The sequence below is a fragment of the Oxalobacter aliiformigenes genome (assembly GCF_027116575.1).
Classification (GTDB): domain Bacteria; phylum Pseudomonadota; class Gammaproteobacteria; order Burkholderiales; family Burkholderiaceae_D; genus Oxalobacter; species Oxalobacter aliiformigenes.
In genome coordinates this window covers 1286890-1312364 of record NZ_CP098252.1, presented here as the reverse complement: position 1 = coordinate 1312364, position 25475 = coordinate 1286890, and the positions used below count along the sequence as shown (strand labels likewise).

The 25475-nt window shown below is 52.6% G+C and carries 24 protein-coding genes and 1 pseudogene; 8 read left to right on the top strand and 17 right to left on the bottom strand.

The window, feature by feature from the left end:
• Positions 1–178: 178 nt before the first annotated feature.
• The 5 genes from NB647_RS06115 to NB647_RS06095 all read right to left on the bottom strand — a co-directional run bounded on the left by NB647_RS06115 (position 179) and on the right by NB647_RS06095 (position 6377).
• Complete coding sequence (locus NB647_RS06115) at positions 179–970, bottom strand: potassium channel family protein (RefSeq protein WP_269282427.1); 792 nt, start codon at positions 968–970, stop codon at positions 179–181.
• 249 nt (positions 971–1219) lie between these two features.
• Positions 1220–1987, bottom strand: coding sequence for a sulfite exporter TauE/SafE family protein (locus NB647_RS06110; protein WP_269282425.1), 768 nt, complete (start codon positions 1985–1987; stop codon positions 1220–1222).
• Positions 1988–2462: 475 nt separating this feature from the next.
• Positions 2463–3872 (bottom strand): sensor domain-containing diguanylate cyclase, encoded by a 1410-nt coding sequence (locus NB647_RS06105; RefSeq protein WP_269282423.1) that lies wholly within the window; start codon positions 3870–3872, stop codon positions 2463–2465.
• Positions 3873–4071: 199 nt separating this feature from the next.
• Positions 4072–5511: a multidrug transporter subunit MdtD gene (gene mdtD, locus NB647_RS06100; RefSeq protein ID WP_269282421.1), complete on the bottom strand. Its 1440-nt coding sequence runs from the start codon at positions 5509–5511 to the stop codon at positions 4072–4074.
• 326 nt (positions 5512–5837) lie between these two features.
• The gene (locus NB647_RS06095; protein WP_269265751.1) at positions 5838–6377 is read right to left on the bottom strand and encodes an inorganic diphosphatase; all 540 of its coding nucleotides are present in this window, start codon (positions 6375–6377) and stop codon (positions 5838–5840) included.
• Between the two features lie 792 nt (positions 6378–7169).
• On the opposite strand from NB647_RS06095, the gene NB647_RS06090 reads away from it, so the two are divergent.
• Positions 7170–9878, top strand: a complete 2709-nt coding sequence (locus NB647_RS06090; RefSeq protein ID WP_269282419.1) for an autotransporter outer membrane beta-barrel domain-containing protein — start codon at positions 7170–7172, stop codon at positions 9876–9878.
• Positions 9879–10051: 173 nt separating this feature from the next.
• On the opposite strand, the gene NB647_RS06085 is transcribed toward NB647_RS06090, so the two are convergent.
• The 3 genes from NB647_RS06085 to NB647_RS06075 form a co-directional block, all read right to left on the bottom strand.
• Positions 10052–10177, bottom strand: a complete 126-nt coding sequence (locus NB647_RS06085; RefSeq protein ID WP_269265748.1) for a hypothetical protein — start codon at positions 10175–10177, stop codon at positions 10052–10054.
• Positions 10178–10355: 178 nt separating this feature from the next.
• On the bottom strand, positions 10356–10871 hold the full coding sequence (locus NB647_RS06080; RefSeq protein ID WP_269265747.1) for a hypothetical protein: 516 nt from the start codon (positions 10869–10871) through the stop codon (positions 10356–10358).
• Positions 10872–11098: 227 nt separating this feature from the next.
• Complete coding sequence (locus NB647_RS06075; protein WP_269265745.1) at positions 11099–12322, bottom strand: MFS transporter; 1224 nt, start codon at positions 12320–12322, stop codon at positions 11099–11101.
• A 674-nt stretch (positions 12323–12996) separates the two neighbouring features.
• On the opposite strand from NB647_RS06075, the gene NB647_RS06070 reads away from it, so the two are divergent.
• Positions 12997–13533, top strand: coding sequence for a manganese efflux pump MntP (locus tag NB647_RS06070; RefSeq protein ID WP_269284746.1), 537 nt, complete (start codon positions 12997–12999; stop codon positions 13531–13533).
• 64 nt (positions 13534–13597) lie between these two features.
• Here the strand turns inward: NB647_RS06070 and ybaK are convergent, their stop codons facing one another.
• Positions 13598–14083: a Cys-tRNA(Pro) deacylase gene (gene ybaK / locus NB647_RS06065; protein ID WP_269282418.1), complete on the bottom strand. Its 486-nt coding sequence runs from the start codon at positions 14081–14083 to the stop codon at positions 13598–13600.
• On the opposite strand from ybaK, the gene NB647_RS06060 reads away from it, so the two are divergent.
• The 3 genes from NB647_RS06060 (at position 14082) to NB647_RS06050 (ending at position 15698) form a co-directional block, all read left to right on the top strand.
• Positions 14082–14315, top strand: coding sequence for a hypothetical protein (locus NB647_RS06060; protein WP_269282417.1), 234 nt, complete (start codon positions 14082–14084; stop codon positions 14313–14315). The genes ybaK and NB647_RS06060 overlap by 2 nt on opposite strands.
• A 16-nt stretch (positions 14316–14331) precedes the next feature.
• Positions 14332–14511: a hypothetical protein gene (locus NB647_RS06055; RefSeq protein ID WP_269282416.1), complete on the top strand. Its 180-nt coding sequence runs from the start codon at positions 14332–14334 to the stop codon at positions 14509–14511.
• A gap of 227 nt (positions 14512–14738) precedes the next feature.
• Positions 14739–15698, top strand: coding sequence for a hypothetical protein (locus tag NB647_RS06050; protein ID WP_269282415.1), 960 nt, complete (start codon positions 14739–14741; stop codon positions 15696–15698).
• 168 nt (positions 15699–15866) lie between these two features.
• Here NB647_RS06050 and NB647_RS06045 read toward each other — a convergent pair whose 3' ends face one another.
• Complete coding sequence (locus NB647_RS06045; protein WP_269265739.1) at positions 15867–16313, bottom strand: Hsp20/alpha crystallin family protein; 447 nt, start codon at positions 16311–16313, stop codon at positions 15867–15869.
• Between the two features lie 779 nt (positions 16314–17092).
• On the opposite strand from NB647_RS06045, the gene NB647_RS06040 reads away from it, so the two are divergent.
• The 3 genes from NB647_RS06040 (at position 17093) to NB647_RS06030 (ending at position 19367) form a co-directional block, all read left to right on the top strand.
• A complete protein-coding gene (locus NB647_RS06040; RefSeq protein ID WP_269282414.1) occupies positions 17093–17275 on the top strand; it encodes a hypothetical protein in 183 nt (60 codons plus the stop codon).
• Positions 17276–17922: 647 nt separating this feature from the next.
• Positions 17923–18093: a hypothetical protein gene (locus NB647_RS06035; RefSeq protein ID WP_269282412.1), complete on the top strand. Its 171-nt coding sequence runs from the start codon at positions 17923–17925 to the stop codon at positions 18091–18093.
• Complete coding sequence (locus NB647_RS06030; RefSeq protein ID WP_269282410.1) at positions 18078–19367, top strand: amino acid permease; 1290 nt, start codon at positions 18078–18080, stop codon at positions 19365–19367. The genes NB647_RS06035 and NB647_RS06030 overlap by 16 nt, the downstream gene beginning before the upstream one ends.
• Before the next feature lie 613 nt (positions 19368–19980).
• Here the strand turns inward: NB647_RS06030 and cas2 are convergent.
• The 7 genes and pseudogenes from cas2 to cas5c all read right to left on the bottom strand — a co-directional run bounded on the left by cas2 (position 19981) and on the right by cas5c (position 25466).
• A complete protein-coding gene (cas2, locus tag NB647_RS06025; RefSeq protein WP_269265736.1) occupies positions 19981–20271 on the bottom strand; it encodes a CRISPR-associated endonuclease Cas2 in 291 nt (96 codons plus the stop codon).
• A 3-nt stretch (positions 20272–20274) separates the two neighbouring features.
• Entirely contained in the window at positions 20275–21294 is a 1020-nt protein-coding gene (cas1c, locus tag NB647_RS06020; protein ID WP_269282408.1) for a type I-C CRISPR-associated endonuclease Cas1c, read from the bottom strand.
• A pseudogene (gene cas4 / locus NB647_RS06015) lies at positions 21291–21915 on the bottom strand (CRISPR-associated protein Cas4). Before cas4 ends, cas1c begins: the two are co-directional and overlap by 4 nt.
• Positions 21916–21917: 2 nt before the next feature.
• Entirely contained in the window at positions 21918–22763 is an 846-nt protein-coding gene (gene cas7c / locus NB647_RS06010; protein WP_269282406.1) for a type I-C CRISPR-associated protein Cas7/Csd2, read from the bottom strand.
• Positions 22760–23386 (bottom strand): type I-C CRISPR-associated protein Cas8c/Csd1, encoded by a 627-nt coding sequence (locus NB647_RS06005; RefSeq protein WP_269282404.1) that lies wholly within the window; start codon positions 23384–23386, stop codon positions 22760–22762. The genes cas7c and NB647_RS06005 overlap by 4 nt, the downstream gene beginning before the upstream one ends.
• Positions 23371–24762: a type I-C CRISPR-associated protein Cas8c/Csd1 gene (locus NB647_RS06000; RefSeq protein WP_269282402.1), complete on the bottom strand. Its 1392-nt coding sequence runs from the start codon at positions 24760–24762 to the stop codon at positions 23371–23373. The genes NB647_RS06005 and NB647_RS06000 overlap by 16 nt, the downstream gene beginning before the upstream one ends.
• On the bottom strand, positions 24759–25466 hold the full coding sequence (cas5c, locus tag NB647_RS05995; protein WP_269282400.1) for a type I-C CRISPR-associated protein Cas5c: 708 nt from the start codon (positions 25464–25466) through the stop codon (positions 24759–24761). The genes NB647_RS06000 and cas5c overlap by 4 nt, the downstream gene beginning before the upstream one ends.
• Between the last annotated feature and the right edge of the window lie 9 nt (positions 25467–25475).

Here is a 25475-nt window from a genome sequence, read left to right as displayed (position 1 = left end):
CGGCAGCTCCTTTTGCCGGGGAACCGGCATTTTTATACAGATTGCCGCATACCGTCCTCTTGTGGAAACGGGCCGGCGCCGTCATGACTGATATCCGCACGCCCCGGCCCAGCATGTTTTCCGGCTGTATCTTCCTTGCTCTTGTCATGCTGAACGATAACCGGCCGAAATCCGCCTTTTACGGCCGCGGATCCGTATCCTGCGGCGTGTCGTCCGTTTTCACGTCTCCGGTCATATGCCCTCCGGCATCCGCTCCCTGTCCTTCCAGCCGGCTGTAGTATTTCAGACGTTCCCGGTTGGCGTTCTGTACCAGGTTGGTGATGTATACGGTGAAAATCGGAAAAAGCATCATGCCGAGAGCGGCCAGCACGACGGACATGATTTTCCCGGTCGGGGTCATCGCATAGATATTGGAACCGACGGTCGTTACATCCATCGTCGCCCACCAGAGTGCGGCGGGATAGCCGGTTACCATCGGATTGACCCTGTGTTCGACGACGAAAAAGATCATGCTCGCGAAATAGACGGTGGCAACCAGCATGGTGACGTATGAAATGAACAGGCTGGACGCCCGGCTGTATGTCAGCCAGCCCACGACGATAGCCAGCGCATATCCTCCCCGGATCATCGGGATGAAACGGATCAGGTATGTCATTTCCGGCGAGAACGTGATGCCGAAATAGTCGATCAGGTTCAGATACGGGATGGAAACGAGCAGAAACAGGAAATGGGTCGCGATGTAACGTTTCCTGTTTTTCGAAAGGAACAGTTCCAGCAGGAAAACGAACAGGAAAAACAGGCAGATCCACCACTGGATTTCCATGTACAGGGGCTGGTTCAGAAACGAGACATTGTTGAATGTATCCCAGGAAATGCTGACCAGCAGAAACAGAGACAGTACCAGAATGACGATATGCAGGAAATTGAGGATGCCCTGCTTGGCGTATGAAAACTGTGTGGCAAAACTCATGATAGGCGTCCCGTCGTGATCGGTTGGTTTGTCCCGGAGACGGTTCCCGCCGGCGGCATCGTTTCGCAAATATCCGCCCATCCGGCCGGTTCCGGTTCTTGCCGGGAAACGGTACCTTCTTTTTAACGCAATGGCGGCAGAACCTTTTGTGATTGCTCACAAGGCCGTTTCGCGGCGATGCCGACGTTCCGGAAACAGGCGCAACCGGCGGGACGAGGCCGGCTTGCCGGTTATAACGACAGGGACATTTTAGCGGTTCATGACAATCATCAGTACACCGGCAACACCGGGCAGGAGAACCATCATCCATTTGAGGAACCACCGCGGGGCATGCCGCGTGAATTTGGCTCCCACGTATGCGCCGGTCATCAGGCCCAGCAGAACCTGTATGAACAACATGAAATCCAGGTAGCCGGACAACAGGTAGCCGAATCCGCCGAAAGTGGCAATCGGCAGAATGATCAGCATGGTCGTGCCGACGGACTGGAAAAGCGGCATGGCAAAGAAAATCAGAAGCGAAAGCTGGATGAACTGGGCCGCGCCGAAACCGAACGTTCCCGACAACAGTCCGTTGCCGATTCCGGCGAGTGTGGCCAATATCCAGAACCGGCCGCCGTCCGTGACCGGTTTCTGCCCTTCTTTCGTATGGAACAGGGGAAGATCCGGCCAGGTCAGACGGGTATAGACGAGCACGGCGGAGGCCACGAGCATGGTCGCCGTGCAGTATTTCAGTTCCGTAGCGGGCAGAAGGGTCGATATTTTCGATCCGATGAAGGCGCCTGCCGCCCCGGCGATACCGACGGTCGCTCCGACCTTGATATTGAGGTTGCCTTCCCGGAAATGGCTGAAAGCGCCAGCCAGGGTGGTGAAAATCATCGCGGCCAGCGATGTGCCGACGGCTGTGTGGATCGGGATGCCGAAAACCAGTGTCAGGACGGCGATGACGACTCCCGCCCCGCCGGCTCCGACAAAACCGATCAGGCCGCCCATCGCCAGCATGGTCAAAAATACAAGCATGATGTTTTCCGAAAAGTGTCAGTTGTTTTCCAGGTCGCCGCGATACTGTATTCATCCGTCCGTGCCTTCTCCCCGTCAGAAACGGGGCTTCCCGTAGCCATGCATCGAACCGCGACGGAAAGCCCTGTTTGCGAATCCGGTTCCAGCATAAAACGGGTGGATGGTCCGATCAATATACCGTTTGCCGGACTGTTAGCACGGGAGTAATGAATGGCGGAATATGCGGAAAACGTGTTTTCCCAATTCATCCGTCGCGTGCCTGACGAAAGGATGCATTGTAACGTTTTCGCAAAAAATGAACAGCCGGGACGTCGCTGTTGCGCCGTTCCCGCGGAATTGCCGCTACGTTCGCCACCCGGGAGCCGGAGAGTAAATTTCATGACAAAGCATCAATATGTAGCCTATGAAAATATAGGAATTCTGTAGCGGAGGATGTCCCGGTTAGCGGTTGGGATTTTGGTAAACGGAAGAAGACCTATGTCCGTGCGGGCCGGGTCCAGCCATCCCCCTGTACCTGACGGGACGGAAAAGGTTCCGTATCCGTCCGTATGCCGGTGAAACGCGCTTTTTGTCGCGTCAGACAATCTGTTTGAACGAAATAACAAATACCGTTTCTGCCGTGATTCTTGACTTCATACAAGGCCTCATCCGCCAGCCGGAAAAGCCTGTTCAAGGTCGTGCCGGAACGAAGGCAGACTCCGCCGATACTGAGCGTGATATCAAGGCTGGCTCCCTGATGGGTGAACGTTCCCATTGTTTTGCGAAGAATGCCCAGCCGGTCGCGCATGGCTTTTTCATCGGCGAATCCCCTGACGAAAACGACGAATTCGTCTCCGCCCCAGCGGCACAGGACATCCTCCGAACGGAAAACCTGCTTCATGGACTGGCCCATGAAACGCAATACATCGTCTCCGGTCAGGTGTCCGTAACGGTCGTTGATGCTTTTGAAATGGTCGATATCGATGAGTATGAAGGTGCTGCCCATCCCGGTGGGTGCAGCGTGAAGGTGGTCCCGCACCCGTTTTTCCGTGGCGAAACGGTTCATCAGACCGGTCAGCTTGTCATGCTGATTGTAAAACAGCAACTGGCGGTTCGTTTCTTCCATGCGTTTGACGGAAGTGACGTCCTGTGCATACAGGAAAAGAAACGGCGGTTCCGTCCCGTTTTCCGGATCGGTAATCAGGGTCGATGTTATGGCGATCGTATGGCGGTCGTCGCCATAATCGACTGTACAGCTGGTATGGCAAACACCGCCTTCTTCCGCGATTTTCGTCATCAGCGAATCGACATTGAAATAGCGGCAGTAGTTTTCCCTTTCTTCCGGTACGATCAGATTTTCGGCAAACCAGCGAATCTGTTCGTCGAAATCGTTTTTGCAGATGATGCGGCTATTGTGTGTATAGGTGGTGCAATGGCGCGTTTTCGTATCGACTATCATGAAGTTCTCGCACATGTTCTCGACAATGAAACGGATCCCCTCTTCTTTCAGTCTCAGATCGCGCCCGCTTTCCAGACGTTGCTGCATCTCCTCCGTCATGTCATGAATGGCGAAGATGTGTCCGGCACTGTCAGGATGGGGAATGATGACGATTTTCCGGTAAAGCAGTTTTCCCCCGGGTGAGAGCCGGCGGTAGGGAACGATGATTTTGCCGTGTTCCCGTGTCGCCAAAAGGACATGTTCCGGTTGCGTTTCACGGATGAGTTTTTTCCGGTCTTCCGGCAGCACGCTGTCCAGATAGGTGCGCATGGCAGCATCGTTCAATTCCCCCGTTTCCGGATACAGCGGGTCGATCGCCGGTTTCGCCAGTATTTTGCGATACTGTTTTTTCCGGTAATCGACGAGATAGACGACTTCATAATTGGCCAGGGCCAAAACTTTCAGCAAATTATCCATATCCGACAGTATGTGCGAGTTACGGGAACAGATTTTCTGGCGTCAGTTTGGTAACGGCGCAGGGTAATCCAACGGCAAAAATAGCTCGTATCCTGTTTCGGGATACATTGCATGTATCTCAAGGTTTCTTCAAGGCAATATTTTAACCGATTATCGGACAACGATTCCTTTCTCCTGCGAAACGGCAGTCTCAGTGATCGGCCGAAACCGGCGGTTGCGGGTTTTTGGGCGGGACCTTGCCGCTGCCGGGCCGGATATGAATGAAGATGACCGTGGATATGGCCGCCAGAAAACCCAGACACAGATAGGTCTTGGCAAAGGCCGCGATGACGTCGCGTGCCTGCAAAAGCGAGCTGGCCCCGGTGAATTCTCCGAGTATGGCGGCGGCGATCGCCACGCCCATACTCATGGACAGCTGCATGATGACGGAAAGCAGGCTGTTGCCGCTGCTGGCCTGTTCATCCGACAGATCGACGAGCGTGACGGTATTCATGGCCGTGAACTGCATGGAATTGATGATGCCGAAAACAGTGAAGATCACCATCATGAGCCCGTAATTCATTTCCTTGCTGATGGTGGAAAACAGGGCGATCATCAGTCCCAGCAACAGGGTGTTGATGGTGAGGATCAGGCGGTAACCGAAACGGTTGACCAGCCGGGTGGCGGCACTTTTGGCGATGACGGCGCCGATCGTCATCGGCACCATCGACAGCCCGGCGTTCATCGGGGAATAGCCCAGCCCGATCTGCAAAAGTAATGGCGTCAGAAAAGGCATGGCGCCATTGCCGAGCCGGGCGAACAGATTGCCCAGGATGCCGACGGAAAAATTCCGCACCCTGAAAAGATCGGGAGAGAACAGCGGTCGCGGAATATAGCGGACATACAGGACATAACCGACAAGGCAGACGATGCCGAAAACGATCAGCAAAACCATCGGTGCATAGGCCAGATGCAATTCACCGATGCCTTCCAGTCCCAGTGTGATCGTCAGCATGAACGCGCTAAAGAGAATGAATCCGATTCTGTCGAAAGGATAAAGTTCCCCTCCCCTTGCCAGATACGGCATGTATTTCATGGTGGAAAGAATGCCGATGATGCCGACGGGAATGTTGATGAAGAAAATCCAGTGCCATGACGCGTATTCGACCAGAAAACCGCCCAGTGTCGGTCCGATCAGAGGCCCTATCAGGCCCGGAATGGTGATGAAGCTCAATACGGTGACGAGTTGTTCGCGGGGATAGGCTCGTAAAACGACTAGCCTGCCGACCGGCACCATCAGTGCTCCGCCGATGCCCTGAATGATACGGCAGGCGACGATGACTTCCAGTGTCGGGGACAGCCCGCAGGCCAGCGAGCCGGCGGTAAACAGGGCGATGGCGAAAAGGAAAACCCGCTTGATGCCGAATTTGTCCGCCAGCCAGCCCGAGGCGGGAATGATGAGCGCCACGGTCAGCATGTAGGCGATGACGACGCTTTGCATCTGGAGCGGATTGGTATGCAGATCTTTTGCCATGGTCGGCAGGGCCGTGTTCAGAATCGTGCCATCGAGCATCTGCATGAAAAAGGCGACCGCGACGACCCACGGCAGGATTTTTGCTGTTTTCGGATCAAGAGCCGGATTGTCTGCCATGGTTCTCCTTTTGAAGAGGTATCGGTTTTCCCTGAAAGTGGTCACTTTCTGCATGGGACATGAAACATTCGAAAAATCTGTATGTTGACCACGTTTCTTCAAGTGGTCTGACAAAAAAGGATCGCCCCGTGAACGGCTGTCCGGGAAAAGTCTAGACGTTTTTCATGCTTTGCATTTGTTCCAGGTCGAGAATCGTTTTTTTAATGTAACGTCAATGGAACAAAACAGGTTTACCGCGGCTGCCTGAAAATGGTGTGAATAAAGAAACCGGCAAGTGCGGTGAGGAAACGGAAACGTTTTCCGGCACATTTCCGTTTCCGGCAAAATCACTTGGCGTACTGCGGGAATGCCTGTTTGTATTTGGCAATGCAATTGGCGATGATTTCCTCGGCGCTCTTGTGATCCTTGATGGACTCGATGAAGGTTTTCTTGCCTTCCAGCGCCTTGTACACGGAAAAGAAATGGGACATTTCTTTCATGATATGTTCCGGCAGCTCGCTGATATCCTTGTAGCTGTTGTAGGTCGGATCTCCGTAAGGCAATGCGATGATTTTTTCATCCTTTTCGCCACCGTCTTCCATCATGATGACGCCGATGGGGAAACAGCGGACCATGGAAAGCGGAACCAGCGTTTCGGAGCACAGCAAAAGGACGTCCAGCGGATCGTGGTCATCTGCGTAGGTTTTCGGAATGAAGCCGTAGTTGGCCGGATAGTGGGTCGAGGTATAGAGAACGCGGTCCATCAGCAGCATGCCGGTCTCCTTGTCGAGTTCGTATTTGACTTTGCAGCCCTTCGGGATTTCGATAATGGCATAGAAATCCTGTGGATTGACACGTTCGGAAGCGATGTCGTGCCAGATATTCATGTTGCAACTCCTTTGTCGGGTTCTTTTCCTGAAAGAAACAATAACGGGATGGAATGCGGCGGATTCCGATGCATGTTCCGCTGTATTTTATCCCCTCCATTCACGAATACGGCCGGTTGAAACCGGCCGTCTGAAGCGTTCCGGCAGAAAGCCGGTATATCCGTGTTCCCTGTGTCGGGGGCATTCGGCCCGAAGCCGGCCCCTTCCGGAAAGAGGGAATTTTAACAGCTGCCACCCTTTTTTAAAACCGGAATCGCCGCTTTTCCCTGACTGACCATGTGACATGGATCAGCCGGAATCCGTAACCCCGCAAACGCACATGACGGCAATTCTTTCCGGCATTCGGAATACGGTTTTCGGGTAAAACACCGGTCAGACTGCTACGACATGACTGCCGCCACTGGCAGACGATACTGAGATTACCGACCGTCGTCCTGCCGTACTTTCCATAAAAAACGGTACGCGTTTCCGCATCCGGATATACCGGGGATTGTGTGGGAAATGTTGTACTGGAAATACAAACCAATGTCCGCATAAAAACCGTTAATGAGCGTTAATGGAACTTCCAGAACTATGCACAACAACAGACCCCCGCTGCTAATTCTATCAAATGTAAGGCAAAAATAGTCTGAGACATGACACACGAAAGCGCTCCGGACAGGAACGCAAAAAGCGGTCTGAAAAAAAAAAAAAAAAAAAAAAAAAAACATTCAAATCAACCAGTTGGATAAAACCAATGACCGCTAACGCTCATTAACTGCCATTTGACAATATCAATCGGATTGAAAAAAGATGAATCGGATATTCAAGGTTATATTCAGCAAGGCAACCGGTACCAGCATCGCCGCCAGCGAACTGGCAAAAGCGAAGACCGGAAAAAGTGTGACAACCGCTATACCGGTCGTTGCAATGGCCCTGCTTTTCTCATGCTTGTCATCGCCAGTTCCGGCCGCTGAAATCGACATATCGTCCAGTGCCCAGACGCAAAACGCGGTTGACGACATTATCGGACGTTTCGATAAAGGTGAAGCGAATACCGTCACGCTCTCGAACGCATGGGGCGCAGCCCTGTGGGACAATTCCAATGTCCAATCTCTGGATTTCCGTGTCGAATCTGCCGAAAACATATCCGCTACATTCAATGGTTCTGACAATACAAACACCCTGATCTTTTCGGGACAAGACAAGACCATCGATTTCTCCGGCTTCCAGAATCTCGCTTTTTCCACACCATCGAATGCACAAAATGCCCTTGTTGCATCCGGTGGAACCATTCATATCGACGCCACACAGGCAGTCGAAGTAAACGGAAAGATGAATATCGGCGAATCGGGAAAGCTGGAGATAGCTGCCGAAGATGTTTCTCTCAATAGCCCGACCAGTGTATCCGGTTCTCTGGATATCAATGCCGATTCGCTATCTACCAGGGGCCAGTTGTGGGTATCTTCCAAAGGGAAGGTCAAGCTTGGAGATTCCGAGGGAAATTCCTTAAAAAAGGCGGTTATCGAAAATCTGAATACCCAGGGTACAGTCGATTTCTACGCAGAGGAACTTGAATTTGAAAAGCGCGTTAGCGTCGATACAGAAACAGCCAATGTGACCATCCATAACGTTTCAACCGCAGATGGCACGGATCAGAAAACGACATTCATGGCAGGCATTCTGACTGGCAACAAGGCAAAACTGACAGTTGAATCCGGCACAGTAGTTTCCTATGGTGTCATTCAGGCCAATCCGGGTTCCACCATTTCGTTAGGTTCAGACAATTCTCCCCTGACATTGCTGGAAATGGCCGGCCAGTCCGTAACCGCGAAAAACGCATTACTGCGCTCATATGAGGCAAATCTTACCATCGTGGCAGACAAAGTGGCAGTTTCACAGCCACAGGGAAAGGAACAGTATGCATTGTCTTCTTTCGGTGGAAATCTTACGATCAAGTCTGACGACATCGAAATAACCGGAAAAATCTCGGCTGGTGTCATCGAAGACTGCTTCAATGGAAGAAACGAAAATTTTCCTCAGGATGCATTTCAAAACAGTTCTCTGCTCATTCAGTCACTTTCGGAAAACGGGATAACGAAAATTGCAGGTGACATACTGACATACAACGATGAAACAACGCAAAACAATGTTTCGATCTCATTGTCTGGAGAAGCATCTTATCTGAACGGTTCGATCCGGAATCTGAACAGTCGTGAAGAAAGGATATCGGCAACGAAAAACGGAACGACATTGATGCTCGGCGACAATGCACAGTGGAATGTCAGCGATGCTTCCGATGTGTTGGCTATTCAGTCGTCCGGTGCAAAAATCAATACCAACGGCAATACACTGAACATCACAAACCTGAACAACCAGAATTCAACCGCAATCATAACCAGTTCCGCAAAAGCAGACCAGATCAACATCACCCACAATAGCGGAGAAGGATTGAATGTCATCCTGTCTCAGGAAGCGGCAGAGCTAAATGGCGATGCACAAGCCATGGCATCGGTCCTTAATATCGGGCAATCCGATTCCCCTTACACCATCACTGCCCGGGAAAATACCCTCATAGGAAACAGCACTTTAATATTGAACCCTGACGGAACAATTGCCTCCTATACAGAACAGAAAAACACCGTAACAGACAGCCTGCAAAAAATAGGAGCGATGAACTTTCTGACCTTCCGTGCGCAAACCAACGACGTATCCAAACGCATGGGAGATTTGCGCAGCATGCCGCAAAGTGACGGCATGTGGGCCAGAGCAGTTGCCGGACAAAGCGAATACAAGAGCATCCACAACACCTACCAGACATTACAAATCGGAGGAGACAAAAGAATCGGAAACATCTATGTGGGAGGAACCGCCAGCTACACAGACGGAGAAGGCAAACTCGACAACGGCAGTACAGACGACAAAAACTGGAGCTTCGGCCTGTACGGAGGCTGGATAGCAGATGACGGCCAATATGTAGACATCATCATCAAAAGACACAAACTCGACACCGACTTTGACCTGCACACCCAGAGCGGGACAGGCGTAAACGGGCGCTACCACACATGGGGAACCAGTGCCTCAGTCGAATACGGCTGGAGACTGGGCATAGCCGACACCGACTACTACATAGAACCGCAAGCCGAACTCATGATAGGACACCTGAACGGAGTCAGCCACACAACAAACGTCGGGACAAACATCAAACAGGAAGGCATAGACACCGCCGTGGGAAGAGTGGGAATCGCGGCCGGATGGATATCGCCGGAAAAGACAGGAAGCGCCTACCTCAAAGCCAGCGTCCTGCATGACTGGGAAGGAGACGCCAAAACCCGGGTCAGCAACAAAAAAGCCATGCGCAGCTACACGGAAGACATGGGAGGAACGTGGGGAGAATTTGCGCTGGGGGGAACCTGGAACATCAACAAGAGTCTGGCGGCGTACGGAGAAGTCGAAACCACGGCAGGCAACCCGGTCAGAACCACCTATCAGGTCAGCGGAGGCATCCGGTACAGCTTCTGACATGAGACAAACGGAAAAACCGGATATCCGTCAAACGGAAAACGGTTGAGGGATAAACCGGTCTTTCCTCTTGACCCCGCTTCCCCGATGGGGGCGGGGTTTTGTTGCACTCGCCCTATTTCCTGCCATCAGGAAACACTGTCATGCCCCATCTGAAACAAATCCATTCCCTTTCATCTAGCATATCGGAAAAAATCTACAACCATTTTCCGCAACCAGAACAGACCGTCCATAAAGAAGCAGACCGGAAACGGCAGGATGGCCAAACTGTTGTCGCTGCCTTGTTTCAGCTTTGCCATTTACCTGTTTCCCGTTTTTTCTTTTCCGTGACTGAACGGAAACAATCCATAAAAAACCGGGGAATTTTCATGGTATGCGACCGACAAGCCGTATCCGAGCAGGAAGCGGCATATACCGGAATGCCATTTATCCATCTTGCAGAACACGGAGACTATTTACAATTGTGCCGCTACTCTTTTACAAGACGGCCCGATTGGCACGGGTACGCGGCAAAGGCGGGAACGACGGTTTGTACCAGTCTACCTCGGCCATGATCTGCCGGGTGATATCGGCCGTCTTGTTGTATCCCAGCGTCTCGTCCGCCGGAACGACGGCGGCGACATGTTTGTTTCTGGACAGCCAGGAACGGACTGCCGCACTGACGATGTCACCGATTTCGTTGTCCAGTTTTTTCTGGTAAAGCGCCAGTTGCTGCTGGTAGTTGGACTGGGCCTGCGAAATGGCACGGATACCCTCGGGAGTCTGCTCACGGCCCTGCCAGGCGAGACGGGTTTCCTCGACACTGCGGTGAAGGATGTTTTTGACGGTCCTGATGTATTGTGCCGCTGCCCTGCCGGGAAGCGAGCGTTCGGCGACGACGTCCATGTCGAGAACGACGACCGGTTTGCGCGACAAACGATGTTTTTTGGCCACCTTGCAAGCGAGTGGAAGCAATACGGCAGCAAGCGTCAGCATCAGTCCCATACGTTTCATGATATTCGGTTCCTTTTTCAATTGGCTGAAAATATGATTCGCCTCCCTAACATAGCACTTTTGCGCCGTTTTTGGGTTGTCTGAACCGGAAAAACAGGGGATGTACAGAGTAAAAACAACGGTTTTTCCCGATGTCGGCAACGTTTAACGATAAAGTTCGGCCTCCCGGCATTCCGTTTGGGGATGGCAGGAGGTTTTCCTCGGTTTTCAACCGTATGCCGGCCGGTTTACCATGAACTGAACACGAAGGATTTTTGCCGTGTCCAGGCATAAACGGCTGCTGATACCGTAATGGCCAGATTGAATGCGAACGGAAACTGCTGGGTGTCGAAATGCAAAAACCATCCGAAAAAGTCGATGATGAACGGACACACCAGTATCGCGATGTAATTCATGGCCATGATGAATGCCAGTGCCATGGTGACTTTTTGCGGGACGGCCATGTGGGTCGCCTTTTCGTAGACCCACGGCTGGATGACGCCATACCCCAGTCCGGCCAGAATGCAGCCCGGCGCGATGAACCATTCCGTCGGGGCGACCAGAATCAGCATCAGTCCGACGGCAATCGCGACGAAACTGACGAACAGGGTGATGTCTTTCAGCACCCGGATAATCGGCTTCATGGCCAGACCGGGAATCATGATGGCCAGAAAGAACAGGGAAATCATGATACCGGCGTTCCCGCTGGAAAAGTGATATTCCCGCATCAGAAACGGCAGGTTGAAACTGATGATGATGACCAGATAGGTCGCCAGACCGTAAATGATCATGGTTTCGATCAGGTTGCCGACCATGAAACCCGTTTTGCTCTTGACCGTCGTCTCCGTATTTTTGTCGGCCGAAACCAGCATGTTTTCACTGGAAGGGTTCCCTTCCTTTTCCATGCTGCGTTTCAGGTAAAAGGACAGGACGATGGAAATGCCAGGCAAAAGATAGACGACAAAAGGCAGCCGCCAGTTCACTTCGGCCAGATAACCGGTCACGACGGTAGCGATCACCAGCGTTAGATTGGTGATCGCCGAACTGTAACCGAATTGTCTGACCCGTTCGTCTCCGACGAAAAAATGGGAAATCAGGCCGGTCGACAGGGGAACGATCAGCCCGGAACCGACTCCCAAAAGCGCCGAGACGGCCACGAGTTGCCACATTTTGTCCGAGACGAGATACAGAATGCCGGAAAGTGCGAAAATGCCGAGTCCGGCTTGCAGAAGCCGGATGTTGTTGATTTTTTCCGTGAGTTTTCCCGAGACGATGACGAACGGTATGATCATTAGTGACGGCAGTGACGTCAGCATCTGCAAGTCCAGTTCACTGGCATCGGGAAACGTTTCCGTGAGCTGGCCCAGAATCGGCGAGACAGCCAGTCCCGGCAAGGCATTCAGGGCGGAAATGGACCAGATGCCGATTAGTGTGATAAGAGGTATACTTCCCTGCCCTGTATTGATTCTCATGTCTTTATCCGTGCAGTTGGTTGAAGATGTCCATCCGGACAGTTAGACACGAATCTACCGGAAAGTTTGCATGACGCTTTGCGTTGCCTCATCTGGCCGTTTTTTCATGAGCCGGACCGTTCCCCCTTTTTCTGTCCGGCCAGTCAAATGGAATCGCCCTGTCCCGGTCAATGCAAACCGTCCGGACAGGCCGGACTTTGCAAGCAGCACCGGTCATCGGCGGAAAAACGGGTACCGGAAGATTCCATGTAAAAAAAACCGGACAAGCGGCATGGCATACGGGGCCGGGTACAGACATTTCGGCGATTTTCCGCCTCCTGCCGGTATCCGTTTCATGGGAGACTGCCGCGATTCCGGTCCTGTTCCGGCCACTGCATGGCGGTGGGCCAAAAGTGTGGATTCCCTTTCCTTTCCCCTCGGGTTTCTGTGCGTTTTCATTTCGCCGGATGGTTTTCCCGTTTTTATCGGGAATCGGGCCGTCCCCTTTTGCCATGGCCACTCAAGCGCCTTCCGACCTGAAATAGCGGTATTCAAACGGAAATGTCTGAAAAAAGCTATTTAAAACAATCTGTTTTTCTTTTAATATGTTTCTTTCATGCAATTTTCAGTCACATTCTGAACCCCGACAGGTCATAACGATTTTCGAACTATGGATACTGGCTGCCGGGTTGGCTATGGACAGTTTCGCCATTTCGGTTTCCGGTGGCATTCTTCTGAAACGCCCGCAATGGCGGATTATTTTCAGAAGCGCCGCGCTTTTCGGATTTTTCCAGATGCTGATGCCCGTCATCGGCTGGGCGGCTTCGCTCTGGTTAAGCGAGATGATCGACAATATCGATCACTGGATTGCACTGGTACTGCTCGCTTTCATCGGTGTCCGGATGATTTACGAGAATTTCAGGGCGTCTCCGGAAAAAAGACAGGCTATTGACTTTACCCGTACACGCCTTCTCATGCTCGCGATAGCGACGAGTATCGATGCGCTGGCCGTCGGTGTATCGCTGGCTTTTTTCGACACCGATTCCATTGTCGCGCTGATAATCCCGGTAACGATTATCGGGCTGGTGTCATTCGTCCTGTCGATCGCCGGATATGTCTGCGGCCTGTATTTCGGTGGTCTGAAAAAATTCAGGCCCGAACTGGCCGGCGGGCTCATCCTGATCGGTATCGGCATGAAAATATGCGTCCGGCACGTTCAGGCCTTTCTGTGAAACCGCCGTTTCTTCCCGGCATCGCACTTTTCTCCTGAATCCACTCTCCTTTGCCAGACGGAGGTCACTCGACCACAAGATCGGCCAGTGTCGCCCGGACTTCCCGGATCAGGTCGGCCGGAGCGATTTCGATCTGGAGACCGCGAACGCCGGCACTGACGTAGATTTTGTCGAACTGCTCCATCGTGCAGTGAATGAAGGTCGGAAAATGTTTTTTCATGCCGACGGGAGAACACCCCCCGCGAATGTAACCCGTCAGCGGCAACAGTTCTTTCACGGCAATCATTTCGCATTTCTTGTTACCGGATGCCCTGGCGACTTTTTTCAGATCGACTTCATGATCTCCGGGCACGACACAGACGAGATGCCCGGTTTTGTCGCCATGCAATACCAGCGTTTTGAAAACCTGCTCGATATTTTCCCCCACACTTTCGGCCACATGCCGTGCGGACAGATCGTTTTCATCGACTTCATACGGCACCAGACGATAAGCGATTTTCGATTTGTCCAGCATGCGTGCCGCATTGGTTTTGGCGATTTTCTCCTTCATGTTTTATTCCTTCACTGAACCTTGCAGACAGATCCGTCATTTTACCCGTTTCGGCAAGCCGGCTGTTGTCCAGACACGCGCAAAGTTTCATATGCGGCAACCGCCCTGTCTTGCCACCAATATCAGGGCAATACGGCTTTCACCATGTACCGGAACCGTTCACATGGTCGATGGTATGCCATTGCCCTGCGAATTCACGCCGTATGTCGAAAATTTTCATGTCATTGAGTAGCCACGGGAAGGGTGAAATGGAAATCAACGACAATGGCTTCATGTCGAACCATACTATCGATTCATATGACATGGATGTCCGGCCATATGTGGACATCTGGCAGTCCGTTTCCGACCGGATAGCGGCAGCCCGGCAAAACAGTGAACCGGATGGAAAAACCGGCTGGCTGAAATCCACATGGCGGAAATGCTCCTGAAACGGGCAGAGCTGACCGTCCGAACGCTTCTGGCAGTATTTCCGCCTGCATTCATACCGGCCGGCGGTAACAGGCGGTACGGTTTTTTCTTCGTGAACGGCCCGGTATTGTGGCAAAACCGGCAAGGACATCTTTTTCCAGCCGGCTGTTTCGTCGGTTTCCGCAGGCATTGCCGGCATAATCTGTTATCGTTACCGTTGTGTATCCGATCAGATGGAGATGTCGATATGAACAAGTCTTCCGGCAAGCCCTTGTCCGGCCTTTCCGTGCATTTGCGTTCCTGGGGCGCGATGGCGCTGCCTGCCGGCGAGATCAGGCCGGGTATGGATTTCGGGGAAAAGATGAACCGGGTTCTGGCCGATTCCCATATTTATCTGGTTTGCAGACGTCCGGCCTTTTCATTCGATCCCGATACGTTTTTCTGGTCGGAAAACCGGGTGGGGGGACATTTGCTCTGCAAGGCGAACGGCGTGGCGAAATCCTTTCCTTTCGCTTTCGGTTTCCCTCTTCAGGACAGCGAGGTGACAGTCGAACTGGCGCCGTCATGTCTCGAAATACGTACTTTGGATGCAAAAGGCCGGTGCACCCGCCGGCTGAACGCAATGGGATTGAGCCAGCATCCCGATATTCTGGAAACGGATCGTTCCGTCAACGATCTGGAAGTACTGTATGTCGGAAATGTTTTCAGCGGGAACAAAGTACCGGTTTTCGACCGCATGGCCCGCCACGAACCGTTGCAGCGCTTTCTGAAATCCATGCAACAGGCCCTGCCGGACGACGATATGATCGTGTATGCCTTCGAATATCTGCCTTATGAACTGGTGGCTTTGTCCGGGCGTCTCCGGCATCCGGGGGAAGAAAAAGGCACGGAAGATGCCCGTTTTCGTTCGATCCGGGAATTTCCGCTGTCGGAATACCAGAAAATCTGTCTGGCCGAGGCCGGGTTGATTCACTATTTCAGACCGGCATGGCAAAAAAGGGGCGATGATGCCCTGCCGCACCCCGGGCAAACGGCGTTTAAGGCATGCGAAACGCTGGATATGGCCGGCCTGGTGCTGGAACTTTCGACAGTACGCAGCCATTTCCGGCTTTTTACTCCGCATTCCGCCCTGCTGCCCCATCATATGACCATGATCGACCTCTCCGATCCGGATGAACGGAAGGCTTTTTTCGCCACGGTGGTATGACTTTCGCCCGGTACCGTTTCTGTCCTGCCGAACCGGCCGCGACGTTTTTCCATGATGTACCGTCCGGGAAACGAGGAATCGGGAACCGTTCCGTTTTTTCCCTGTACACGAAGCGGAACATGACAAAAAAGCCGGAAAATTTTCCGGCTTTTTCAGGAAAACGCCCTGTTATGCAATCGAGATGCGTTTGTTTTCAGGCTGTTTCGGCTGCGGGGCTTTCGGGAAAGCGATTTGCAAAATACCGTTTTCAAATTTTGCGATGACGTCTTTCGGTTCGATGTTTTCACCGATATAGAAACTCCGGCTGCATTCCCCGGAATATCTTTCACGGCGAATGTACTGGCCCTTTTTATCCTGTTCGTCGTTGTCGGCCGTTCTGGTCGCGCTGATGGTCAGATAGCCCTTGTCCAGTTCGATATTGACTTCTTCTTTTTTGAATCCCGGCAGATCGATGTCGAGTTCATAGGTGTTTTCCAGTTCGCGGACATCGGTTTTCATCAGGTTTTTTGCACCGGTACTGAAAACGGAAGGATTTTTGTGGAATGCCGGAACCAGAGTGAAGGCATCGTTAAACATATCGTCAAACAGTTTTTCACCAAAAACACTAGGTAACATGATTATCCTCCTTGTTTCACGAAAACCGGATCGGTGCCGGTTTTCCGTTTCTTGTCATCCTGACCGGTCGTTTTTTCATGAAGCATGAAACATACCGCACCCGTCATGGATTTCACATTTATACCGAATTCATTTTCATGAAAACAAGATAAGTCCGGTTCTCCGGTTTTCAAGATCCTTTTTGGTGAAAATGATAAAAAAACGATGAAAAAAGTGACAGATGGACGACAAGACCGGTTGCCGGAAAAACCGGGAGATTCCGGAGAAAACGGTATTCCCGGATAACGAGCGGCCCGAACCGGTCGTTGCAGGCCATGCGCCTGTTCCCACATCTTTTTTCTTTCCCGCCGCATTCCCCCGACAGGCGGCTTCCGGAAAAAGCGCTGTTTTCATTCGGTCAGCCAGCCGGGTTCGGATGGCATTTTTCCAACAGGATTTTTCCGGATTTTCCGATGACGCACGAATTACCTTCCAGCCGGCATCGTCATGACCGGTAACGGATCATGAAAAACGTCTGCCCGGATGGCACAATCCATTCATGAAACAGAAATATTCCGGTGGATTGGAGCATGGAAGGGCAAATCCATATACCACTCTTCATTTCCGCTTGCACCCAACGCAAACGTTCATACAGGAGTCTCCTGTATGCCTTGTTTCATGCAACAACCGCCAGACTGCGCCAGCATGATGACCATATGTCCATAAGGAAGAAAACGGAAAATTTATTCTGGCAGATGATGTCAACATATATTACGAAATTTACGGGCAAGGCCGGAGAAATGTTTGGGATAGCCTGTGCGGTGACCGACAAACCGCTTGTCATTCCGGGATGTCGTGACAGCGTTGATACAGTCTGTAAAATCGCCACCCTGTCCCCGGGAAAAGAGGCGAAAAAGTCATTGTCGTCAAAGCCGGTAAAATGTACCGATATCGGAAATGATTCAGCCATCGATATTGCATGAATGATCGCCGGTCTCCGACCTGAACGATCATGGAAGTTTCCGTTTGGGCATGTCGCATCCGGCAACTCCCGGACAATATGGTGAATGACGGTAACGGTTTGCTTGAAAATATCCGACAGAATCCCGACACGTTATGTTCACCGGGAAAATATCGAAACGCCTTGGTGACCGGTTGGGAAAACCGTTTATCCGCCATGTTTCCCGGAATCTCCCGTTTCCCGACAGAGATGGCGGCGCTGCTTCTGAAAGCTGACTTCCCGCATCCGGAAAACAAGACGGTTTTCCGGCAACCGGTTTTTTCTTTTTCCCTTTCACCGTGTTACGAAAATGACACACCCCTTGTCCGGCTGGCTGAAATTTCTCCGGATTTCAGGGAAACACCGCGACACCTATTGATCTCGCCCCGGTTTGTCCCTAGCATTACGGCGTCAATTTTCCGAATCATGAAATTGACCGCTGTACCGTGGGAGACAATCGCCGTGAAAAACGCTGGACAGCCATTTGAACGGCAGCCATTTCCGGACGGGCCGTGTCTGCCGTGCCGGTTCCGGAACCCGTTTCCATATTGGACACAGAATTCCCGGTTCAGGGCAAAACCGGTACTGTCAGCGCACTGATCCGGAAAAACCCTTTGGCTGAAAGGCATCATGAGTTCCCGAAACGATACAAAGGATAAAGAATCCCGGTTCCAGCGTTCCATGCAACTGCGTCACCTGATCATGTTGAGTCTGGGTGGTGTGCTGGGCAGCGGACTTTTTTCGGAACGGGGCACGTCATCGCGAATGTCGGCGCCTTCGGTACCGTGCTGGCTTACCTGATCGGCGCTTTCATGGTCTATCTGATCATGCTGAGTCTTGGCGAGCTTTCCGTCATGCATCCCGAACCGGGTTCTTTCCACTTTTACGCTTCCCGCTACATCTCGCCCGCCAGCGGCTATGCTGTCGCCTGGCTTTACTGGCTGAACTGGACAGTCACGCTCGGAACGGCATTCACCGCCGTGGGGTTCGCCATGCAGTACTGGTTCCCCCAGGTTCCCGTATGGGTCTGGTGTCTGGTTTTCGGTATATTGGTTTATCTGCTGAACGTGATCGATACCCGATTTTTTGCGGAAAGCGAGTTTTATCTTTCGCTCATCAAGGTCGGGATGATCCAGATTTTCATCGTACTGGGCGCCTGCGCCTTTTTCGACGTCATTCCTTTCGGACAAAACGGTTCGCCCGGCCTTTCCTACCTGAAGGGAGAAGGCGGTCTGCTGCCGCACGGACTCGCCCCGCTTCTGTTTACGATGGTCACGGTCTGTTTCGCCTATTCGGGCACGGAACTGATCGGCGTGGCCGCCGGGGAAACCAGCAATCCGGAAAAAGTGATCCCGATGGCGGTGAAAGCATCGCTGCTGCGTCTTGTGGTTTTCTTTGTCGGCACAGTGCTGATCGTGGCGCTTCTGGTATCCCCGGAAACGGCGACGGTATCCAAAAGCCCCTTCATCACCGTTTTCGAGGAAATGGGCATTCCCTATACGGCGGATATTTTCAATTTCGTGATCATCACGGCGATCTTGTCCTCGGCCAACACCGGCCTTTTCGCCTCCGGCCGCATGGTCTGGTCACTGGGACATGAAGGCATGATGCCCGCCCGGCTGGCCCGCCTGAACCGGAAAGGCGTTCCTGTCAACGCCATCACGTTCAGCATGATCGGCGGCCTGCTGGCACTGGCTTCCAGTGTGGTCGCCGCGGATACGGTATTCGTCATTCTTGTCTCGATCGTGGGATTCGCCACCGTGGCGGTGTGGCTGAGCATTTGCGTGGCGCATTACCGTTTCCGCAAACAGTTTCTGGCGGAAGGCCATACACTTTCCGAACTCAAGTATCGATGCCCTTTTTATCCCTTTGTTCCGGTTGCCGGCGCGGTAATCTGCATCGCGGTCATGATCGGCATGGGAATCGATCCCGAACAGCGTATCGCCCTTTATTGCGGCATTCCTTTCACGATCCTGTGTTATATCGCTTGCCACTTGACCCGCAAGATACGCAAGGATATCCAGCCGGAAAAAGAGGCCGAAGCGGCCAGTCCGTGTGAAAATACCGTTGACTAGATCATTACCTGCCTGCACAAAACGTTCCCATTCGTACTGGCCAAGCCATTTCTGCCGGTTTTTCTCCTTTGGCCAGAAACCATACGCTGTATATTCACCTGCATCTGTCATCGACACTCACCGGACAGAATGCCGGAATCCTGTCAACAAAAAACCCTGGCATCCGGGTGCCCGCTCGATACCCCCTCACTACCGTTTCCATCAGGTAGATATTCTGCACTTTCCCTGTTACCTGCGAAGGGTGCGACGGCTGTATTGTCGGCACAGGGAAACATGTACAGGTCGTTTCAATCCACGCACCCGCGAGGGGTGCGACTTACCGGATATTTTCAAGCGCATCCACTCCAGAGTTTCAATCCACGCACCCGCGAGGGGTGCGACACCGATAACGAAAACGATCCGTTGGTCACTTCTTTGTTTCAATCCACGCACCCGCGAGGGGTGCGACCTCCGCTTTTTGGGCTTTTTTTCATGCCGTTTTTTTGAAACAAACGGTTTTTTCCTTGTTTTTCAGTCAGTTACCCCTGCGAGGATCTCACTGGGAAACGTCTGTGAGCTTGAGGTTCCCGTTTTTCCGTTTTTGTTCTTTCCTCCTTTCCCGGGGAGCCGTTTTTCAGAATACGAGCGGCCCTTCCGGATCGATGGCGGTTTTGGCGCCGACATGTTCCAGCCGGTTTTTCCAGTTGGCGCCCAGAAAATAGAACCGCAGGCTGTCTTTTTCCTCGTCCATACAGTCGATCAGGGCAGCACGGAGGGCCGTCCACTGGGCGGGATCGACCAGACATTCGAATACCGAATACTGGACGCGCTGCCCCCAGTTCTGGCAGAGTTTCGCGATTTTGCGCAAGCGTTTCTGTCCTTGCCGGTCTTCCGTGTTGACGTCATAACTGACCAGTACCATCATGTTTCACCTCACGGTAAAAGGGGGATATTCGCTCTGGTCGCCACGCAGTGTTCGCGCCAGCAGTCTGGCCTGCATGTGCCACAGCAATCCAACGGGCATTTTTTCTTTCAGAAAAGGATGCATGACGGTTTCCTTTTTGCGGTTCTGCCAGGCCAGAAGGATTTCACGACGCAGATCATCGCTCATCAGGACAGCTCCGGATTCTGTTTTTCTGAACTGTTCCGACCGGATCTGGCCCCGGTTGATGAGGGTGCAGACCAGCCTGTCCACGAGATAGGGGCGAAATTCTTCCATCATGTCGAGCGCCAGTCCGGGTCTGCCCGGCCGGTCACGGTGCAGAAATCCGACCGACGGATCAAGACCGGCTGTTTCCAGCGCACTGCGGATGTCGTGTGCCAGCAGGGTATAACCGAATGACAGCAGACAGTTGATTTCATCGCGGGGCGGCCTGCGGTTCCGGCCATGAAAGGCAAAGGTTCCGCTTTTTTCACCGAGCAGGTGGCGGAATACACTGAAATAGGTATTGGCGGCCTCGCCTTCGATTCCCCGTACCGTATCCAGCAAAAGCGGCTGTTTCAGGCGTGCCAGCGATTGTGTGAGACGCTTGCAGGCCTGCTCCAGTTCCGGATGGGGACGTTCTCTGGCCGTTCTTCTCAGTATGGTACGGCAATTGAAAATTTTTCCGATGCAGAACGTCCGCGCCAGTTTCGCGCTGGCTTCTGAATCGTCGGCCTGCCGGTACTGTTCGCGGCGCAACAGAACGTTGCCGGAAACCGGTCCGTTCATCGCGGCCAGAAACCGTCCGGTTTCCGTCAGCCAGGATACGGTCACACCGTTTTCGGCACAATGGCCCAGCAAAAACGGACTGCACGAGACCTGCCCGAACAGAACCAGACTGCCCAGCGTGTGAACGGGAATTTTGCCTTTTACCTGCCCTTCCTGTTTGATGGCGACGCACTCGCCGTCCTTGAAGAGATAACTCTCGGGTGTGGTGATGTACAGGGTATTCAGATACTGTTTCATGCGTCCTCCAGCAGGGTTTGGAGATACCGTGCCGACGGATCGGCCGACAGGCCGGGCAGGCAATCGTCTTTCAGGGAACACGCCTTGCAGCGTTTGTCATTGACCGGAAGCGGCCGTTTCGTTTGGCCGAAAAGCCGGTGCACGGCGGCGATGGTTTCGCCGGTCAGGTGACGCAAGGCCTCATCGAAGCGGACAACTTCCCGCCGGCGCGTCTGGCCGTAAAAAAGCGCGCCTTCGGGAACCGGAATGTCCAGCATTTCTTCCAGACACAGGGCCTGTGCAGAGCTGCACCCGGTCGGCATCGCTTTTCTTCGGCCTGCCCCGCTTGTATTCGACGGGATACGGCTGCCATAATCCCTTGCCTTCGTGAAATTCCACCACGTCGGCGACTCCACTGATACCGAGCCGTTTCGAGCTCAGCGCAAGCGATGTGACGGTTCTGACGGTTTTCCGGCTTTCCGTTTCGCCGGAATGGGCTCTTTCGTGCAGGATACGCCCCTCGGCTGTGAAGACGTTTTCTTCCCAGGCCCTGTCCAGATGGATCAGGGCGCACTGGCGCGGGCAGTACAGGTAATGCTGCAGCGCGGACAGGGGGATGAAATCGGCTTCAGGATAAGACATACCTAAAATCCTTCAATCACCTCCGGTTCGAGTCCCTCCGTGGCAGATTTATCTATCATATAGGAACCGTCCGCATTGACCGTCAAACTTTTATGGACTCTGGCCGATGAGTATTGTCCCGATTTACAGTTGTGCTTCCACCAGAAGACTTTTTTGACTGCCATGCTGCCTTCCGGACGTGCGGATGAAGCATCGTTTTCAAACAATTTCGGCAAAATCGATTTAATGGTTTCCGCGTCGTCGTCGCTGAATCCGGTTCTTTCTGCAAGCTGTGGATTCATGCTACCGTAAAAGACATAGATGCCTTTATCGACGCGATGTTTCATGCCCATTGTATCGGAACCCCGTTTGGTGCCATCCCCTTCTCCGCTGACGCTTTTTGTGATCTGGGTACTGGTGATGCTGACAGGTTCGATGCTGAATGCGGATTGTACGGTGACGGGGCCGCGAATCGGGATGGAAACACCGGATGCATCGCCCCCGAATGCGAACAGCTGGCCGAAAGCGCGCACGTCAAACCATTTTTCGCAGGCTTTTCTGGCGGCGACATCCTTGGGCGTTTTTTTTTCGTTGAACATGTCTTTACCCAAACCGTATTCTGCCGATTCGGCACGGTTTTTAAGAGACGTCATGCCATCCTGTTTCTTTTCGTCGGACTGCACGAAGATGGATTGACCGGCTTCCTGAAGACGGTCCCGTAACTTGCGTTTGAGGCAGACGTCGGTAATTTCACCGTAACCGTCGTAATCCACACGCGGACGATTGCCGTTTAAAGGATCGCCGTTCGGATTGGCATGGTCAACTGTCAGAATGACGGCAAAATCGATTTTGTGCTGCAATGGGCTCATTCGTTTTCTCCTTGCGTTTTTTCAGTGGTTTCGGATTCTTTGGCGTTGCGGAAGGCCTGTCGCTGGCAATGGTAGCCCAGCAGAAACTCGCCGCTTAATCTGTCCGGTTTCATGAATTCTTCCGGATTGAAAGCGTTCGTTATTTCATCCATCAGTTTGTCCATATTGCGTATGAAGCCTCCCCGGCTTTGTTGCAGGCGTTGCCGGTAGGGCTGTATCGCCTTGTAGAGCTGGGGCCATGTAGCGTAAGGCAAATCGGCAAAACGCTGCATCAGCCTTTCCGCATTGGTCGGCCGTTTTTCTTCTGCGACAGAGAGAGCAACTCTTTCAATTCTTTCGGCTACAGCAAGCAATCGTCCATAGAGATAATCCCGTGACGTGTTTGTCTCATCCAGACCCATTTTGTGTTTCCTCCTTTGTTTTTCCAATGGATGGCGTGCGCAATATCCCTTGTACATGGCACAGGCAACCCCCAGCGCCATTTCCCATTCCCAATTGTCAAGACCTGCCCGATTGCAGGCACGACTGACACAGCAGGTAACCAGATCGAAAGGCACTGGTCTTTTGCCTGCGATACAGGGAAGCAGACGCTCGACTGTGTTCTTTTTCAGCTGGTCGTCCATCCGTTTGCCATAGGCAGCCAGGGCGATTTCAAGGGGTGTGGGCGCGGTTTCTTTCCAGAAGACTTCCGTTTTCTTTTTTTACCCGGTGGCGCATCCGCTTCCCGGGTACGCCGTATCCACCAGACCATGTCGTTTTGCCAGCTCTCCAGCGCGAAACGGTATTCCGGCCAGAGCTGTTCCATGTAAAAAATGACGGACAGCCGTCCCTTCGTTGCGGAATCAAGGCCCAATATGGCGACGGTATCGTTTTCGTCAATGTCGGCGTCAAAGCCTTGCAGGCGTCTTTTCAGTTTTTGCGCAAAGGTCTGTCCCAGATCGCGCGTGTGGTCGATGGCCGGCTGGCTGACTGTTTTTTCACTCTCGTTTGAATCATCTGTACTGTCCCGCGAAAAATCCGGCATCTCTTCTTCATCGTCTGAAAGAAGGTCATTCAAAGGCTGGGGAACCGGCTTGCCTTTCGGCGTCCATGCCAGAATGACCTGATCGCCATTTTTGTATCCCTGCCGTGCTATCAGCCATCGCAAGGCGTTATGCGCCATATGGCTGGTAGCGTATCCCACTGAACAGGCTTCGTCCTGTTCAACGAAACGCCCCCGGAATGTGAATCCTTTTTCGTCATTGGCCGATATCAGCTTGGCGCCGTCCCCCGGCCGCCGTATATTGCGCGGATGCTGGTTTGCCAGAAACATTTCCAAACCTGAAACCATGCAAAGTCCCTTCTTGCTCATCTGGCTGGCATCGTATGCTGTCCAGCTTTTCTGGAGAGCTTCGCTTGTCCAGGTTCTGGATTCGTTTTCACCGGGTATTTCGACCTGCCAGGCAATCATCAGATTACCCTGGTCACGCTGGCTGATTCCATTGACTTTTTTGGGGGTCAATACCTTGAATACCGGAATATCCTGCCCTTCTTCCGCAACAGTCGCCAGCTTGCCTTCCCTGTTCAGATAAAGAAGCTTTTCCCTGACCAGATCGCTGACCAATGTGCCTTTGCAGATATACGCATATACGGCTTCAGCCATCGGATGGCTGTGCGGCGACTGAACCCATCCGGACAGGGTTTTCTCATATAGCCCGAAATACCCTTCTTCTTCAGAATAATCCGGATAGTCCTTTGCACAATACTTGATCTGGTCGATCAATGGATGGGCTACCCGTCCGCTGGTACGGCCTGCCGAATCTTCTGTTGCCGGCAGGATAACCGACTGTTTGCCGATGAATTCGGCTCCCCGAAAATGACCTTTTCCGTCTATCCGGACAATAATGTGGACTTGCTGGCTGGTGTGTCCGATTGGCGTCAGCGTGTTTTCCTCATCGGCAAAAAGAGGATTGTCGAGCACATTTTCATAAGTTTCATAGAGTCGCTGGAACCATGTCATAACAATCCCTCCTCTTTCAGTCCGCTGAAATTATCATCCTGTACGAATGCTTTCGGTTTCATCGAACGGATTGGTTTGACGATTTCACATTCCTCAGGACGGATAAATTCGATAATGCCGTTTTTCATGGCGGGTCGCCAGAAGCGCGCTTTCAGCATGTTTTCCCCGGTTTCGTCGGGATAGTCGAAACCGTGGAACATCAATCCGAATCCCAGTTCATCCAGATCGTCGTAAGCCCCCTCACCCTCACCGAACCGGCATGGCTCGACATAGCCCTGACAGTCGCGCGTTCCCAGAAATATGTCCTGGCGGCCGCCTCTGGCAAGCATCCTTTTGGCGATCTCGTAATGTTTCCCGTCAATGCGGTCGTGCGCGAGTTCCGGCCGGTGAAGATTCCAGTCGAAACAGGCTTCGACCTGATAGGCTACATTGGCCATATAGGTGTAGATGGACAGGGTATTGCCCGCTTTTTCATAGGCGATCGGCTTCATGCCTTTGGTCTGCGTCCTGAACGGATTCATGATCCGTACCCTTTTGATACGCCAGACTATCGTAGGTTTCCAGTATATCGATTTGGCGATTCCTTTCAGCGCTTCGTAAGTCGGTATGTGATAGGAACATTTTTCCCCGCCCAGATGGGTGATGGGGTCGGTAAAAAGGGCATAACGCCCGTGAACCAGAAAGGTAATGCTGTTTTTTGCCATAATGACCTT

Excerpts from the sequence above, each read along its gene's own strand:
- NB647_RS06090 (WP_269282419.1), top strand. The coding sequence starts at position 7,170 with ATGAATCGGATATTCAAGGTTATATTCAGCAAGGCAACCGGTACCAGC.
- NB647_RS06070 (WP_269284746.1), top strand. The coding sequence starts at position 12,997 with ATGGACAGTTTCGCCATTTCGGTTTCCGGTGGCATTCTTCTGAAACGC.
- NB647_RS06110 (WP_269282425.1), bottom strand. The coding sequence starts at position 1,987 with ATGCTTGTATTTTTGACCATGCTGGCGATGGGCGGCCTGATCGGTTTT.
- NB647_RS06095 (WP_269265751.1), bottom strand. The coding sequence starts at position 6,377 with ATGAATATCTGGCACGACATCGCTTCCGAACGTGTCAATCCACAGGAT.
- NB647_RS06085 (WP_269265748.1), bottom strand. The coding sequence starts at position 10,177 with ATGGCAAAGCTGAAACAAGGCAGCGACAACAGTTTGGCCATCCTGCCG.
- cas7c (WP_269282406.1), bottom strand. The coding sequence starts at position 22,763 with ATGAGCCCATTGCAGCACAAAATCGATTTTGCCGTCATTCTGACAGTT.
- NB647_RS06035 (WP_269282412.1), top strand. The coding sequence starts at position 17,923 with ATGAGTTCCCGAAACGATACAAAGGATAAAGAATCCCGGTTCCAGCGT.
- NB647_RS06040 (WP_269282414.1), top strand. The coding sequence starts at position 17,093 with ATGTTTGGGATAGCCTGTGCGGTGACCGACAAACCGCTTGTCATTCCG.
- NB647_RS06045 (WP_269265739.1), bottom strand. The coding sequence starts at position 16,313 with ATGTTACCTAGTGTTTTTGGTGAAAAACTGTTTGACGATATGTTTAAC.
- NB647_RS06080 (WP_269265747.1), bottom strand. The coding sequence starts at position 10,871 with ATGAAACGTATGGGACTGATGCTGACGCTTGCTGCCGTATTGCTTCCA.
- NB647_RS06075 (WP_269265745.1), bottom strand. The coding sequence starts at position 12,322 with ATGAGAATCAATACAGGGCAGGGAAGTATACCTCTTATCACACTAATC.
- ybaK (WP_269282418.1), bottom strand. The coding sequence starts at position 14,083 with ATGAAGGAGAAAATCGCCAAAACCAATGCGGCACGCATGCTGGACAAA.
- NB647_RS06115 (WP_269282427.1), bottom strand. The coding sequence starts at position 970 with ATGAGTTTTGCCACACAGTTTTCATACGCCAAGCAGGGCATCCTCAAT.
- NB647_RS06060 (WP_269282417.1), top strand. The coding sequence starts at position 14,082 with ATGTTTTATTCCTTCACTGAACCTTGCAGACAGATCCGTCATTTTACC.
- NB647_RS06000 (WP_269282402.1), bottom strand. The coding sequence starts at position 24,762 with ATGACATGGTTCCAGCGACTCTATGAAACTTATGAAAATGTGCTCGAC.
- cas5c (WP_269282400.1), bottom strand. The coding sequence starts at position 25,466 with ATGGCAAAAAACAGCATTACCTTTCTGGTTCACGGGCGTTATGCCCTT.
- mdtD (WP_269282421.1), bottom strand. The coding sequence starts at position 5,511 with ATGGCAGACAATCCGGCTCTTGATCCGAAAACAGCAAAAATCCTGCCG.
- NB647_RS06050 (WP_269282415.1), top strand. The coding sequence starts at position 14,739 with ATGAACAAGTCTTCCGGCAAGCCCTTGTCCGGCCTTTCCGTGCATTTG.
- cas2 (WP_269265736.1), bottom strand. The coding sequence starts at position 20,271 with ATGATGGTACTGGTCAGTTATGACGTCAACACGGAAGACCGGCAAGGA.
- NB647_RS06005 (WP_269282404.1), bottom strand. The coding sequence starts at position 23,386 with ATGGACGACCAGCTGAAAAAGAACACAGTCGAGCGTCTGCTTCCCTGT.
- cas1c (WP_269282408.1), bottom strand. The coding sequence starts at position 21,294 with ATGAAACAGTATCTGAATACCCTGTACATCACCACACCCGAGAGTTAT.
- NB647_RS06055 (WP_269282416.1), top strand. The coding sequence starts at position 14,332 with ATGGAAATCAACGACAATGGCTTCATGTCGAACCATACTATCGATTCA.